The 12,764-nt window shown below is 39.5% G+C and carries 11 protein-coding genes and 1 riboswitch; of the genes, 10 read left to right on the plus strand and 1 reads right to left on the minus strand.

All coding sequences use genetic code 11. The features are described from left to right. The first annotated feature begins 31 nt into the window (after window positions 1–31). Window positions 32–1,570, plus strand: a complete 1,539-nt coding sequence (guaA, locus tag ACFQV5_RS17335; protein WP_379248609.1) for a glutamine-hydrolyzing GMP synthase — start codon at window positions 32–34, stop codon at window positions 1,568–1,570. Window positions 1,571–1,670: 100 nt separating this feature from the next. Here the strand turns inward: guaA and ACFQV5_RS17340 are convergent, their stop codons facing one another. Further along, entirely contained in the window at window positions 1,671–2,027 is a 357-nt protein-coding gene (locus ACFQV5_RS17340) for a winged helix-turn-helix transcriptional regulator (protein ID WP_379248610.1), read from the minus strand. 136 nt (window positions 2,028–2,163) lie between these two features. Here ACFQV5_RS17340 and ACFQV5_RS17345 point away from each other — a divergent pair, with 136 nt between their 5' ends. From ACFQV5_RS17345 to ACFQV5_RS17385, 9 genes are all read left to right on the plus strand, one after another. Beyond that, a complete protein-coding gene (locus ACFQV5_RS17345; RefSeq protein WP_379248611.1) occupies window positions 2,164–3,009 on the plus strand; it encodes an aldo/keto reductase in 846 nt (281 codons plus the stop codon). Window positions 3,010–3,063: 54 nt separating this feature from the next. Further along, window positions 3,064–3,858: an SDR family NAD(P)-dependent oxidoreductase gene (locus ACFQV5_RS17350; protein ID WP_379248612.1), complete on the plus strand. Its 795-nt coding sequence runs from the start codon at window positions 3,064–3,066 to the stop codon at window positions 3,856–3,858. Between the two features lie 219 nt (window positions 3,859–4,077). Then, on the plus strand, window positions 4,078–5,598 hold the full coding sequence (locus ACFQV5_RS17355) for an MBL fold metallo-hydrolase (protein ID WP_379248613.1): 1,521 nt from the start codon (window positions 4,078–4,080) through the stop codon (window positions 5,596–5,598). Between the two features lie 16 nt (window positions 5,599–5,614). After that, complete coding sequence (locus ACFQV5_RS17360) at window positions 5,615–5,833, plus strand: DUF3006 domain-containing protein (RefSeq protein WP_379248614.1); 219 nt, start codon at window positions 5,615–5,617, stop codon at window positions 5,831–5,833. A 242-nt stretch (window positions 5,834–6,075) separates the two neighbouring features. Then, window positions 6,076–6,789 (plus strand): purine-nucleoside phosphorylase, encoded by a 714-nt coding sequence (gene deoD / locus ACFQV5_RS17365; protein ID WP_379248615.1) that lies wholly within the window; start codon window positions 6,076–6,078, stop codon window positions 6,787–6,789. A 147-nt stretch (window positions 6,790–6,936) separates the two neighbouring features. Next, window positions 6,937–8,331 carry an MFS transporter gene (locus ACFQV5_RS17370; protein WP_379248616.1) on the plus strand — a complete coding sequence of 465 codons (1,395 nt, stop codon included), beginning with the start codon at window positions 6,937–6,939 and terminating at the stop codon, window positions 8,329–8,331. An 18-nt stretch (window positions 8,332–8,349) separates the two neighbouring features. Continuing rightward, the gene (deoB, locus tag ACFQV5_RS17375) at window positions 8,350–9,528 is read left to right on the plus strand and encodes a phosphopentomutase (protein WP_379248617.1); all 1,179 of its coding nucleotides are present in this window, start codon (window positions 8,350–8,352) and stop codon (window positions 9,526–9,528) included. A gap of 190 nt (window positions 9,529–9,718) precedes the next feature. After that, window positions 9,719–10,462 carry a GntR family transcriptional regulator gene (locus ACFQV5_RS17380; protein WP_379248618.1) on the plus strand — a complete coding sequence of 248 codons (744 nt, stop codon included), beginning with the start codon at window positions 9,719–9,721 and terminating at the stop codon, window positions 10,460–10,462. Between the two features lie 251 nt (window positions 10,463–10,713). Beyond that, a riboswitch (purine riboswitch) is annotated at window positions 10,714–10,813 on the plus strand. A gap of 184 nt (window positions 10,814–10,997) precedes the next feature. Continuing rightward, complete coding sequence (locus tag ACFQV5_RS17385; RefSeq protein ID WP_379248619.1) at window positions 10,998–12,365, plus strand: NCS2 family permease; 1,368 nt, start codon at window positions 10,998–11,000, stop codon at window positions 12,363–12,365. Window positions 12,366–12,764: the final 399 nt, after the last annotated feature.

Genomic DNA, 12,764 nt, shown 5'->3' on the forward strand with positions numbered 1-12,764 from the left:
AATTAATCTCAATAATCAAGGGAGGCCCGTAATGAATAAACCTAATGAAATCATCGTCGTCTTGGACTTCGGTGGACAGTATAATCAACTAATTGCACGACGCATTCGCGATCTTGGTGTTTACAGTGAGTTATTGCCTTACAATACACCAGTCGACAAGATCAAAGCTCTCTCGCCACGCGGTATTGTTTTCTCCGGTGGTCCATCCAGTGTGTACGCTGAAAATGCACCACATGTTGATCCAGCTATCTATGATCTGGGACTTCCGATTTTCGGAATTTGCTATGGTATGCAGCTGATGGCACAACAGCTTGACGGTAAGGTTGAGCGTGCTTCCAAGCGCGAATACGGCAAAGCTGATCTCGAATTTAATGCAGGCTCTACTTTAGTAAAAGGCCTGGAGCAAAAGCAAACAGTATGGATGAGTCATGGTGACCATGTAGTTACCCTGCCAACTGGATTCAAACTGGATGCGGGTACAGAGTCCGCTCCAATTGCTGCTATGAGTAATGAAGAGAAGAATCTTTACGCAGTACAGTTCCACCCAGAGGTTCGTCACTCTGTGAATGGTAATGAAATGATCCGCAACTTCCTATATGAAGTATGTAAATGTGAAGGTAACTGGTCGATGGAAAGCTTCATCGAGGAGCAAGTTCGTGAAATCCGTGAAGTAGTAGGCGACAAAAAAGTACTATGCGCACTTAGCGGTGGTGTTGACTCTTCCGTTGTCGCTAAGCTCATTCACAAAGCGATCGGTGACCAGTTAACATGTATGTTTATTGATCATGGTCTGCTCCGTAAAGGTGAGGCTGAGAGCGTAATGGATACGTTTGTCGGCAAATTTGACATGAAAGTTGTCAAAATCGACGCACGTGAGCGCTTTATGTCCAAGCTGAAAGGCGTGGATGATCCTGAGCAAAAACGTAAAATCATCGGTAACGAGTTTATTTATGTATTTGATGAGGAATCAAGTAAGTTTGATGACTTCGCGTTCCTGGCTCAAGGTACGCTTTATACAGATATTGTTGAAAGTGGAACAGATACAGCGCAAACGATTAAATCCCACCACAATGTTGGCGGATTGCCTGAGGATATGAAATTCAAACTGATCGAGCCTCTTAAAGCGCTCTTCAAGGATGAAGTTCGTAAAGTCGGCGAAGAACTGGGTCTGCCGGAAGCAATCGTATGGCGTCAGCCATTCCCAGGTCCGGGTCTTGCGATTCGTGTACTTGGTGAAGTGACAGAGGAGAAGCTGACAATCGTTCGTGACTCCGACTACATTTTGCGTGAAGAGATCGCTAAAGCTGGTCTTGATCGTGAGATCTGGCAGTATTTCACAGCATTGCCTAACATGAAGAGTGTAGGTGTCATGGGTGACGCTCGTACGTATTCATACACAGTAGGTATCCGTGCAGTTACATCCATTGACGGAATGACAGCTGACTGGGCTCGTATTCCGTGGGATGTTCTGGAGAAGATCTCCGTTCGTATCGTAAACGAAGTGGATAATGTAAACCGTATCGTTTATGACGTAACATCCAAACCACCAGCAACGATTGAGTGGGAATAGTTATCTATCAAAAAAGAGCTAACCGACAAATCGGTTAGCTCTTTTATTTATTAACTGCTTTTTCGCTTGCGTTCTTGCGCAGCTCGGTTCAGCAGGATGTTTAGTTATTGCAACGCAAAGTAACATTTTTTCCTTCTGCGATTAAATGCTTAGTGTGAGACTCTCCCCAAAGACATAAAATATCAAGCACATCTCCTAATGTTTCTCCATATTCACTGAGTGAGTATTCAACTTTTGGCGGTACTTGATTATAAACTTTACGAGTCACAATCTGATCCCTTTCTAATTCCCGCAGTTGTTGGATCAACATTTTCTGGCTGATACTTGGGATTTTTCGCAGTAAATCGCTCGGTCTCAAGGAATCATAACGTAAATTGCATAGAATGATTGGTTTCCATTTACCTCCAATTACATCCATCGTTGCCTCAACACCGATATTGTAAATTTTCTCCTCCATTAACCTTCAATCCTTTAGCGACTTAATACTTACTTTTTAGTTACTATAGCACAAAAAAGTGGGTACTAGATTAATTTTCTGTTGGAAGTGTATATTCATTTATGCAAACATGATCAGTCATAAGGAGGATACAAAAATGATTAATTCATTACAAGATAAAGTGAAATTAGCTAACGGTGTTGAAATTCCTGGTTTTGGCTTAGGGGTTTTTCAGGTGCCGGATCATGAAACAAAGGACGCAGTAAAAGAAGCTATCCTAAACGGATACCGCTTGATTGATACTGCTCAAATATATGGTAATGAAAAAGGCACAGGACTTGGCATTCAAGAGGGTCTGGTTGCTGCAAACCTAAAAAGAGAAGATTTATTTGTAACATCGAAGGTTTGGAATGACCACTTGTCTTATGATGAAACCATTAAAGCTTTTGAACAAAGTCTTGCAGATCTAGGACTGGATTATTTGGATCTTTACCTCATTCACTGGCCAGGCCACGATGCGTATAAGGAATCTTGGAAGGCTATGGAGTACCTGTATCAGAGCGGCAAGATCAAAGCAATTGGTGTAAGCAACTTCCAGGTGCATCATTTGGAGAAACTATTGTCGTTTGCTACAGTGAAGCCGGTATTGAATCAAATTGAGCTGCATCCAAAACTGACTCAAAATGAATTAAGAGAATTTTGTCAAAAACATCAAATTGCTATTCAAGCATGGTCTCCATTGATGCAAGGTCAAATTTTGACAAATCCGACGATTCAATCGATTGCTGAACAACACGGCCGTTCAGTGGCTCAAATTGTTCTTCGCTGGGGAATTCAGCAGGATATTTTGGTGGTATCAAAATCAGTAAAACCAGAAAGAATCAAGAGTAACGCGCAATTATTTGATTTCCAATTGTCTGATGAGGACATGAAAACAATCAGTGCACTGAATGAAGATTTGCGTGTAGGACCAAATCCAGATCAATTCAACTTCGTGATGTAGTTCATCACAACATCTAGCAGTCTTTGAATCCTGTGAAAGAAAGGAGTGATTGTGATGGATTTAGGCTTAAAGAATAAGCGTGCGCTAGTGACTGGTTCCACAAAAGGTATTGGAAAAGCAATTGCTATAGAACTAGCACGCGAAGGAGCTAACGTCATTATCAATGGCCGTCAACCGGATGATGTTGCAAAAGTTGTTAATGAAATTCAAGAAATGTTTCGGAATACGAAACCAGAAGGCGCTCCGGCAGATTTAGCAGATTCTTCAGCGAGAGAAGAGCTATTCAGGGGATATCCAGAGGTCGATATCTTGGTCAATAATATGGGGATTTTCCAGCCGATGAGTTACTGGGATATCTCGGATGAAACTTGGGATAAATTCTTCAAGGTAAATGTTATGTCTGGAAATGCATTATCTAAATTTTATTTGCCTCATATGCTGGAACAGGACTTCGGTAGAATTATCTTTATTGCTAGCGAGGAAGCGCTGATGCCTTCTGGTGAAATGCCTCAATATAGCATGACAAAAACGATGAATCTATCCCTTGCGAAGAGTTTATCGAAGCTTACGAAAGGTACTCAGGTCACTGTAAACACCATTATGCCAGGGTCTACATTAACAGAAGGTGTTCAGGAAATGCTGGAAAACATGTATCATGACAGTTCCATCGCACCTGAAGACTGGGAAGCAGATTTCATGAAAAATCATCGTCCTCTTTCCCAGATTCAGCGGTTAATTAGACCTGAAGAGATTGGAAGATTTACAGCTTTTGTTTCCAGCCCTTTTGCTTCTTCTTTTTCAGGGGCAGCATTGCGTGTTGACGGAGGCTTGGTTCCCACTATTTTTTAAATTCAAGACATAGCTTAATCTCCATAATTTGCTATAACGCAAATTATGGAGATTTTTTGTGTGACCATATACGATGAAATATGGCATAGGAATGAAGGGGGTGTTGCAGTCATGAGGGGTTATTGAGTTATTCATTATATTAGTTTCATACTCTGTAATGTTCTTTCATCAGAGTTAAGTATGCAGCTAGAAAAACGAACATGAATGGGGACTTACATAATGGAAAACACGGCAGTTATTTTGATTCTTTTGTCTATGGTCGGTATGATCTTATCTTTGATCGGTTTAATTAAAGGAAATCTAAAATTCCTTAGAATAAGTGGTAGAAAGAATAGTCTGTTTCTTTTGATTTCTTGTTTTGTTCTATTTCTTGTTGGAGGAGCGCTCGTACCAGTAGATGATGCAACCGTCTCCAAGACTAACAGCTCTCAGGGATCGGGTGAGATCGCCTCTTCGAAAACTGAAGAAGTTACAAGCAACAAGGTTCCTGCAGCTACAGATACAGGTGAAGCGTCAAATGGTGATAAGGCGGCTAATAATAAACAGGATAGCGCTAATAATAAAGTACCAGTAACCCAAGAGAAACCTGTAGAGAATACAGTAGACAAGTCGGAGACAGTAGATAATTCGGAGACAGTAGATAATTCCGTAGATAAAGTCGTAAATCAGACGACAGAGACACCTGTAGAGAGGCCTTCAACGACACCAACAGGCAAGCTTAAGGTGCATTACATAGATGTTGGACAAGGTGCATCACAATTGATTATTTCGCCTAGCGGCAAAGTAATGCTTATTGACGGCGGTAACAACGATGATGAAGAGCGTGTTGTAAACTACTTGAAAAAGCAAGGGGTTAAGAAAGTAGATGTCTTGATTGGAACACATCCAGATGCAGATCACATTGGCGGATTAGATGCAGTTGTGGATGCATTTGATATTGGAAGTATATATATGCCTAAGATAAGCTCTAACACAAAAACGTTTGAGTCTTTATTGACATCGATTGCAAACAAAAATTTAAAGGTCTCCACTGCTAAAGCTGGGATTACTCTTAAACTTGATGATCAGTTAACCGTGAAAATGATTGCTCCCGTAAATACTTATAATGACAAAAATAATATGAGTGCTGTAATCAAACTTACATTTGGCAGCAATTCATTCTTATTCACTGGCGATGCTGAAGCTGAGAGTGAACAAGACATGCTTTCTAGTGGTGCTGATCTAAAAGCTGATGTATTGTTGGTTGGGCATCACGGCTCTAACTCTTCTACCAGTCAGTCATTTTTGAATGCGGTTAATCCTAAATATGCAGTGATTCAAGTCGGAGATAACAGTTACGGCCATCCGACAGATCGTATTTTAAAACGACTTGCTGATAAAAAGGTTAAAATATATAGGAACGATAAACAGGGCAATATCATTTTTACATCCAATGGGGAGAAGATTACAACCTCTCAGAATGAATGGAAAGCACCAGCGACTACAACAGTTGATACACCAGTTGATACACCAGCGGTAACTAAACCATCAAGCTCTGCGAACTCTTCAACTACATCACAATCATCAAGCTCTTCAACAACTGATAAGTCTCCAGCTAAGCAAGAGTCTAGTCAAGAAACTAATGTCTACTACAAGAACTGCACTGCGGTAAGAGAAGCGGGAAAGGCTCCATTATATAAAGGTGATCCAGGATATAGCTCAAAGCTTGACCGGGATGGAGATGGAGTTGCTTGTGAATAACAAAGGAGTGGAAAGTATGAAGGGGATTGTTGACAGGCTTGAAGGAGAATATATAGTCATTGAAGTCGAAGGAAAGACAATTGATGTTAGCACGAAGAAAATAGCTAAAGATGTCAAGGTTGGTGACGTTGTTATATTAGTTGATGGCTTATGGAGAACTGATAAGCATGAGACAGAACAGCGTAAGGCACAGATAACGAAATTGATGAAAGAAGTTTGGGAAGACGAATTATAAATAATACAAAGCTTGGAGAGCCTATTTTATGAATAGGTTTCTGCCAAGTTTTTTTCATTTATGGCGATTGTTTCGTGTAATGGTTTCTTGTCGTGACGCATAGTTCAGACTACAAATTGTCATTTTGAAAGTGCTTGCACAAAACGAAAAGATATGCTAAATTTGTCTTGTCTAAAAAATAGACAGGATAGACAAGTTAGACAAGTTGTCTTAATTATCTACTAAAGGAGCAAAAGCAGACAATGATTACTACCAAAGAAACACCTCATATTAAACCGAATGGCGTAGAAATTGCTGAAACGATTCTGTTACCTGGAGACCCATTAAGAGCAAAGTTTATTGCAGAAACCTTCTTGGAAGATTACCAGTGCTTTAACGAAGTAAGAGGAATGCTAGGGTACACTGGTACTTATAAAGGGAAGAAAATCTCAGTGATGGGTACTGGTATGGGACCAGCAAGCATGGGGATTTATTCTTGGGAACTAATCAATGTATTTGGAGTTAAGAATCTAATCAGAATTGGTACTTGTGGTGCAATGCAAGAAGACATTGAACTATATGATGTTATTTTTGGTATGGGAACTGCAACGGATTCCAATTATGGTCATCAGTTTAACTTACCTGGACAATATCCATTAACTGCTTCTTTTGATCTTCTACAGAAAGCAAAGAAAATTGCGGATGATAAAGGTCAAAAAGTTCATATCGGTAATATTTTATCAAGTGAAATTTTCTACAGTGCGGATCCAACAGCGATGGATAAATGGCGCGAGATGGGAATACTAGCTGTTGAGATGGAATCTGTAGCACTTTATTGGAATGCTATCCAAGCACGTGTAAATGCATTGTGTATTCTAACCGTTAGTGACCATATCATTACTGGAGCAAAAACAACTCCTGAAGAACGCCAAACTGCATTCACTAAAATGATGGAGATTGCATTGGAATTAGCATAAAAACAACTTTTTCTATGCAAGAGTGAATAGATATAAGTTTAGAAAAGGTTTCCTTTACTTCATAATCAAGAGGTGAAGGGAACCTTATACACCCAATGTAAGCGCTGTTATACATCTTTGCTTTACATCAGATATTGGAGGTATACCATGAATAGTTCAGCTGGAAATAAACCGGTAGTAAACTTAGGGAAAATCGTTCCGGTTATATTGCTCTTAATGATTTTTTCACTCGTAATCGATAACTCGTTTAAGATTATCTCTCCAGATTTAGTCGAGTACTTCGGCGTTTCTGCAAGTACGGTAAGCTGGCAAGTAACGCTTGCAGGGCTTGTCATCGGTATTGGTGCAGTTGTTTATTCATCTCTATCAGATTCGATCAGTATACGAAATCTACTGACGGCAGGTATTTTACTTATTTGCGTAGGATCATTACTAGGTTATGTTACACATACAAATTATTGGTTAATTGTGTTTTCAAGAATTGTCCAAGCTGCTGGTCTAGGTGCAACAGAAACCCTTTACCTAGTATTCATTACGAAATATGCATCCGAAGCAGAACAGAAGAGATATATGGGATATAGTACAAGCAGTTTCCAGCTTGCTACCGTTATTGGTACATTAACAGGGGGATTTGTTGCTACGTATCTAGAGTGGCAAAACCTGTTCTTGATTCCTTTGCTTAGCTTGTTGCTTCTACCTTCTATTCTTAAGCATTTGCCAAAAGAAGAAAATAAGAAGAATAATCTAGACTTTATTGGTCTTTTCATTGTTGCGATTATTGCTACTTCAATCATGTTGTACATGTCTTCATTCAATTGGTTACTGTTCGTACTCTTTATTGTCTCTGTGATCGCGTTCTTGTTCTATATAAGTAAAAATAAGAATGCCTTTATCACTATTGATTTCTTTAAAAACAAACAGTTTCTATTTGCGTTAGTGGTTGCATTTATCATTAATACGCTATATTCCGCTTATGCGTTGAATACACTTTCGTTTTTATTAACAACCGTATATGACATTAAACTGGATTCTGTGTCCTTGATGTTCATACCTGCATGTTTATTAGCTGCATTGGTTGGTGCCCTATCCGGTAAAATTGGTAAGTACCTAAACAGTAAACAATGTGTTTATCTTGCCTTTAGTTTAATTTTTATTAGTTTATTACTGGGTGCCTTTTTCATAAAAACATCCATCGCAGTATTCGTTATCTCTCTAATTTTGTTTTCTTGCAGCTTTGCACTGCTATATGCTCCGCTTATCGACATTAGTCTTAGAAAGGTACCAACTGAAAAATCAGGTACGGCACTCGGATTCTACAATTTGTGTCTCAATATCGCGATGTCCGTTGGTTTCACCTATTCCGCTTTGTTGATCGATAAGAAGGATTTGCAATTCGGCTTCTTACGCTTTGTAACCGAGGATCCTACCGCACTAAACTATAGTAGTATCATCATCATTCTTGCAGCGATTGCTGCAGTATCAATCGTATTGTTCTGGTTCTTATTGGGGCGTAAAGTAGACAAACGGTCTCCACAGAACTAGAGAAAGGAAGAGATCAGAATGAAGAAATTTAAACGTGTACATTTGATCGTCATGGATTCCGTGGGAATTGGAGAAGGAAAAGATGCGGCGGATTTTAATGATGTAGGTTCCCACACCTTGCTACACATTGCAGAACATATGAACGGATTAAATCTGCCTAACTTAGCAAAATTGGGACTGTCCAATATTGAAGAAATTATAGGTGTACCGAAAGCAGATAAACCTCTTGCCTATTACACGAAATTACAAGAGAAATCAGTCGGTAAAGATACAATGACAGGGCATTGGGAGATCATGGGTCTTAATATTGATAAACCATTTAATGTATACCCTAATGGATTCCCTGACGAATTAATAAAACAGATCGAAGACGTGACAGGACGAAAAGTCGTAGCGAATAAGCCTGCAAGCGGAACAGCCATTATTGATGAGTATGGCGAACATCAAATGAAAACAGGTGATCTGATCGTCTACACATCTGCTGACCCAGTTCTGCAAATTGCAGCTCATGAAGAAATCATTCCACTCGAAGAGTTGTATGATATTTGTGAAAAAGTTCGGGAGATTACGAAAGATCCTGCTTATTTAATCGGTCGGATCATCGCGAGACCTTATGTAGGTGAACCTGGGAACTTTAAGAGAACGTCCAATCGTCACGACTATGCTTTGAAACCATTTAATAAAACGGTCATGAATAACCTGCAAGACGGCGGCTACGATGTCATCGCTATCGGAAAAATCAATGATATCTTTGATGGTGAGGGCGTTACAGAATCCGTTCGTACGAAAGATAACATGGATGGAATGGATAAACTGCTTGAAGTCATGAAGAAGGATTTCACCGGAATGAGCTTTTTGAACTTGGTTGACTTTGACGCCTTATACGGACATCGACGTGATCCGGTGGGCTACGGAAAAGCATTAGAGGAATTTGATAAGCGATTAGACGAAGTATTTGACGCTCTTCACGAGGATGATTTGTTAATTATTACGGCTGATCACGGAAATGATCCAACATTCCATGGAACAGACCATACTCGTGAATATATTCCTGTTCTGGCCTACTCTAAACAACTCAAGGATAGTGGGGAATTACCAGAACATGATACATTTGCTGATATTGGTGCAACTATTGCAGATAATTTTGATGTGAAAATGCCGGAATACGGTGAATCTTTCTTGCAATATTTAAAATAACTTATGACTTCGTACAAACCTCCAAAATCCATTTTGGAGGTTTGTATCTTTTTAGTGAAGAAGAAAGTGTCATTTCTTGTCGCCTGGAAAATGATGTGTCATAATCGAAACAAAGATAGAATTTCTCGTTTATTTTCGGCCAAAAAATCATCATTACAAGTTTGAATTTATAGAAAAGGACACAATAAAAATGAATACAAAACAATTAGACAAATTGAAACGGCCGCTCTACATAAATGTATATGACGAACTTCTTCTCCAAATTTCGAAGGGAGAGTACCACGCAGGTAGCCAGCTCCCGTCAGAACCGGATTTAGCAAGAAAACTAGGAGTTAGTCGCGCAACCTTAAGACAGGCGTTAGTCCTTTTGCAAGATGATGGATTGGTAAGGAATGTACGTGGTAAGGGAAACTTTGTACTTGAATCTTTTAATAAACAAGAGGATGTTCAATTAGAAAAACTAAGTAACCCCATGCATAAATGTCATATAAGTACTTTTGACCAAATCGATGTTCATTATCGACTGGATCCGGAAACGGAACATACGAAACAAGTTTTAAAGAGGGATTCATCTGAAGTACTAGCTTTGGAACGTTTGTATAGAAAGGAAGGGAAGCTACTTGCTTATGCATTTACTTTTATGTCCATGCAAACGATAGAAAGCTTATCCTTGGATCTCAATAATAAGACACAACTACTGGAATTTTTAGAGAACGAAGCCTACGTTGATGCTAACCATAGCAATATTGAAATCAGATTTACACATACCGTTAATTTAGCGGATCGGAAAGAGAAATTAATCGGTCAGAATGAATGTTTTTTACTATTAGAAGCTCTCTACAGCATCACAGAGCCAAATTATCCGTTAATGTATAATAAATTCTATATACCACAGCAATTCTCGAATATAAAATTGAATGCATTTAAAAGCTAACCTGAAACATGTGTGGAAATACTTGAATAATCCTTTTAATTAACACCTTCAGCTAGGAGAAAGCCTGACCTGTAATGCGGGCTGATTCACGTAGATGGGGGTGTTTTTTTAATATGAATAGTGCTCTGTGACTATGTTTATTCCATTGATTTGGTCAATTTCCGAACATTGTAATTATTATAAATGTTTAATATTCGCTTTTTGTTATTGACAAGTTTCGAGCTTCGTCCTAGAATATGTTTAATAAATGACAACAACGATAAGTGCTTTTTCGTATAATCCCGGGAATTGGCTCGGGAGTCTCTACAAGGTCACCGTAATGATCTGGCTACGAAAAGAAGAGCGGCAATGGTGCGGATACGGACATGCTGCATCCGGAGTTTGAATGAATGCTTTTGTTCAAGTCCCGGATGGAAGTTTATGGCGCGATGTGCAATTGTTAAGCGAATCTTTTTATAAGCGGGTGCCCTGGGAGAATTTTTCTCAGGGCTTTTTCTCGTCGTTGGTCACTAATATTAAGGGGGATATCTCAACAATGGAGCGTTTCTTTAAACTAAAGGAACACGGAACAAATGTTAGAACCGAGATTATCGCAGGTATGACCACATTCATGACGATGGCGTACATTCTTTTTGTCAACAACCTGTTTCTTGGACCTGATGGTGCAGGCATTCCGCAAGAAGGCGTATTTTTCGCCACAGCAGTAGGTGCGGGTCTCGTAACGATTGTGATGGGCTTGTTCGTTAATATTCCGATCGCGCTTGCTCCGGGTATGGGTCTGAACGCTTATTTTATGACCGTTGTATTGAGCTCGAACGGAGCCATTACATGGCAGGCTGCCTTGGGAGCGGTTTTTCTCTCCGGTATTATCTTTATCATTCTTACAGTTACGAAAGTGCGTCAGTTGCTCTTAAAAGCAGTACCTAACAATCTGAAAATCGCAATCACTGTTGGTATCGGTTTGTTTATTACGATTGTCGGATTGAAGCTGGCTAATCTCGTTATGGTTAAAATTAATCCAGGAACAGATATCGCACAACCAGTAGCTGGTGGTGCTTTCAACTTATCTCTTGGTAACTTTATAGAGCAAAGTGATACACTGCTCGCTCTAATCGGATTGTTCCTGATCGCTATATTGATGGTTCTCAAAGTTAAAGGTGCATTGTTGATTGGGATCGTCGCTACGACGCTAATCGGTATCCCAATGGGGGTTACGGATGTATCCGGACTTAGTGGTGCAAGCTGGATTCCTTCCTTTGATAACCTCGCAGTTGGTCAAATGGACCTTAAAGGTGCTATTGGCATCGGTCTTCTAGAAGTTATCTTCATCTTTACATTTGTTGAATTGTTTGACACTTTTGGTACCATGGTTGGTACAGCGAATCGTGCCGGACTTCTGAAGAATAAAGAAGAAGGCGAGAAGAAGCTTGGTAAAGCGATGTTGGTTGATGCAGCTGGTGTCAGCGCAGGTGCATTCCTTGGTACAAGTACAGTAACAGCATTCGTTGAAAGTGCTTCGGGTGTTGCTGCAGGTGGACGTACAGGTTTGACTGCTGTAACAACGGGAGTATTGTTTGTTCTTTCGTTATTCCTTGCGCCGCTTGCATTGGTTGTTCCTTCGGCAGCTACCGCTCCGGCCTTGATCATTGTTGGTGTTCTGATGATGAGCCAAGTTCGTGAAATTGATTGGGATGATTTCTTTGTAGCATTCCCAGCATTCATGACGATCATCTTGATGCCTTTCACTGGCGGTATCGCTAACGGTATCTCTGCAGGTATCATTTCTTATGTAATTCTAGCTGTATTTGCAAAAATGACAGGCCGGGATACAAAAGTTCATTGGTTAATGTGGGTGTTGTTCGTCATCATTATTCTTCGATATATATTCCTAGGTATCGAATAATTACTGTTCTGGAAGCCGTCTCTTCTAATAGAGACGGCTTTTTTCTATGTGTTTTTAGTGTTTAATTTAAGCACATATAATGAAGGAACTTTTTGAATATTCTTATTCTTATAATCTTTAATATATTTTTTTGAAATAATAGTTGCAATTTAATTCTGGTTCGTGGTATATTATAAATCCGGCCGAGAGATACGGACGGCACACGAAATACTAAGTAACAAGCTAAATTGAATTGAAAAAAATAAATTCAAAAAAAGCTTGCTAACTTCGAAAGAGTGTGATATGATATAAGAGTTGTTGCGAACGAGAGTGAACAACGACGATGAAGTGGTTGATCTTTGAAAACTGAACAACGAGTGAGTTAAACCGATCTTACTTCGGTAAGATCAAAAATGAGAA

Source organism: Paenibacillus sp. GCM10028914, from assembly GCF_042666275.1.
Lineage (GTDB): Bacteria > Bacillota > Bacilli > Paenibacillales > Paenibacillaceae > Paenibacillus_AQ.

What these genes read in the sequence shown, in the direction of transcription:
- ACFQV5_RS17385 (WP_379248619.1), top strand. Translation starts at nt 10,998, where the DNA reads ATGGAGCGTTTCTTTAAACTAAAGGAACACGGAACAAATGTTAGAACC.
- ACFQV5_RS17340 (WP_379248610.1), bottom strand. Translation starts at nt 2,027, where the DNA reads ATGGAGGAGAAAATTTACAATATCGGTGTTGAGGCAACGATGGATGTA.
- ACFQV5_RS17380 (WP_379248618.1), top strand. Translation starts at nt 9,719, where the DNA reads ATGAATACAAAACAATTAGACAAATTGAAACGGCCGCTCTACATAAAT.
- ACFQV5_RS17360 (WP_379248614.1), top strand. Translation starts at nt 5,615, where the DNA reads ATGAAGGGGATTGTTGACAGGCTTGAAGGAGAATATATAGTCATTGAA.
- guaA (WP_379248609.1), top strand. Translation starts at nt 32, where the DNA reads ATGAATAAACCTAATGAAATCATCGTCGTCTTGGACTTCGGTGGACAG.
- ACFQV5_RS17350 (WP_379248612.1), top strand. Translation starts at nt 3,064, where the DNA reads ATGGATTTAGGCTTAAAGAATAAGCGTGCGCTAGTGACTGGTTCCACA.
- deoD (WP_379248615.1), top strand. Translation starts at nt 6,076, where the DNA reads ATGATTACTACCAAAGAAACACCTCATATTAAACCGAATGGCGTAGAA.
- deoB (WP_379248617.1), top strand. Translation starts at nt 8,350, where the DNA reads ATGAAGAAATTTAAACGTGTACATTTGATCGTCATGGATTCCGTGGGA.
- ACFQV5_RS17345 (WP_379248611.1), top strand. Translation starts at nt 2,164, where the DNA reads ATGATTAATTCATTACAAGATAAAGTGAAATTAGCTAACGGTGTTGAA.
- ACFQV5_RS17370 (WP_379248616.1), top strand. Translation starts at nt 6,937, where the DNA reads ATGAATAGTTCAGCTGGAAATAAACCGGTAGTAAACTTAGGGAAAATC.
- ACFQV5_RS17355 (WP_379248613.1), top strand. Translation starts at nt 4,078, where the DNA reads ATGGAAAACACGGCAGTTATTTTGATTCTTTTGTCTATGGTCGGTATG.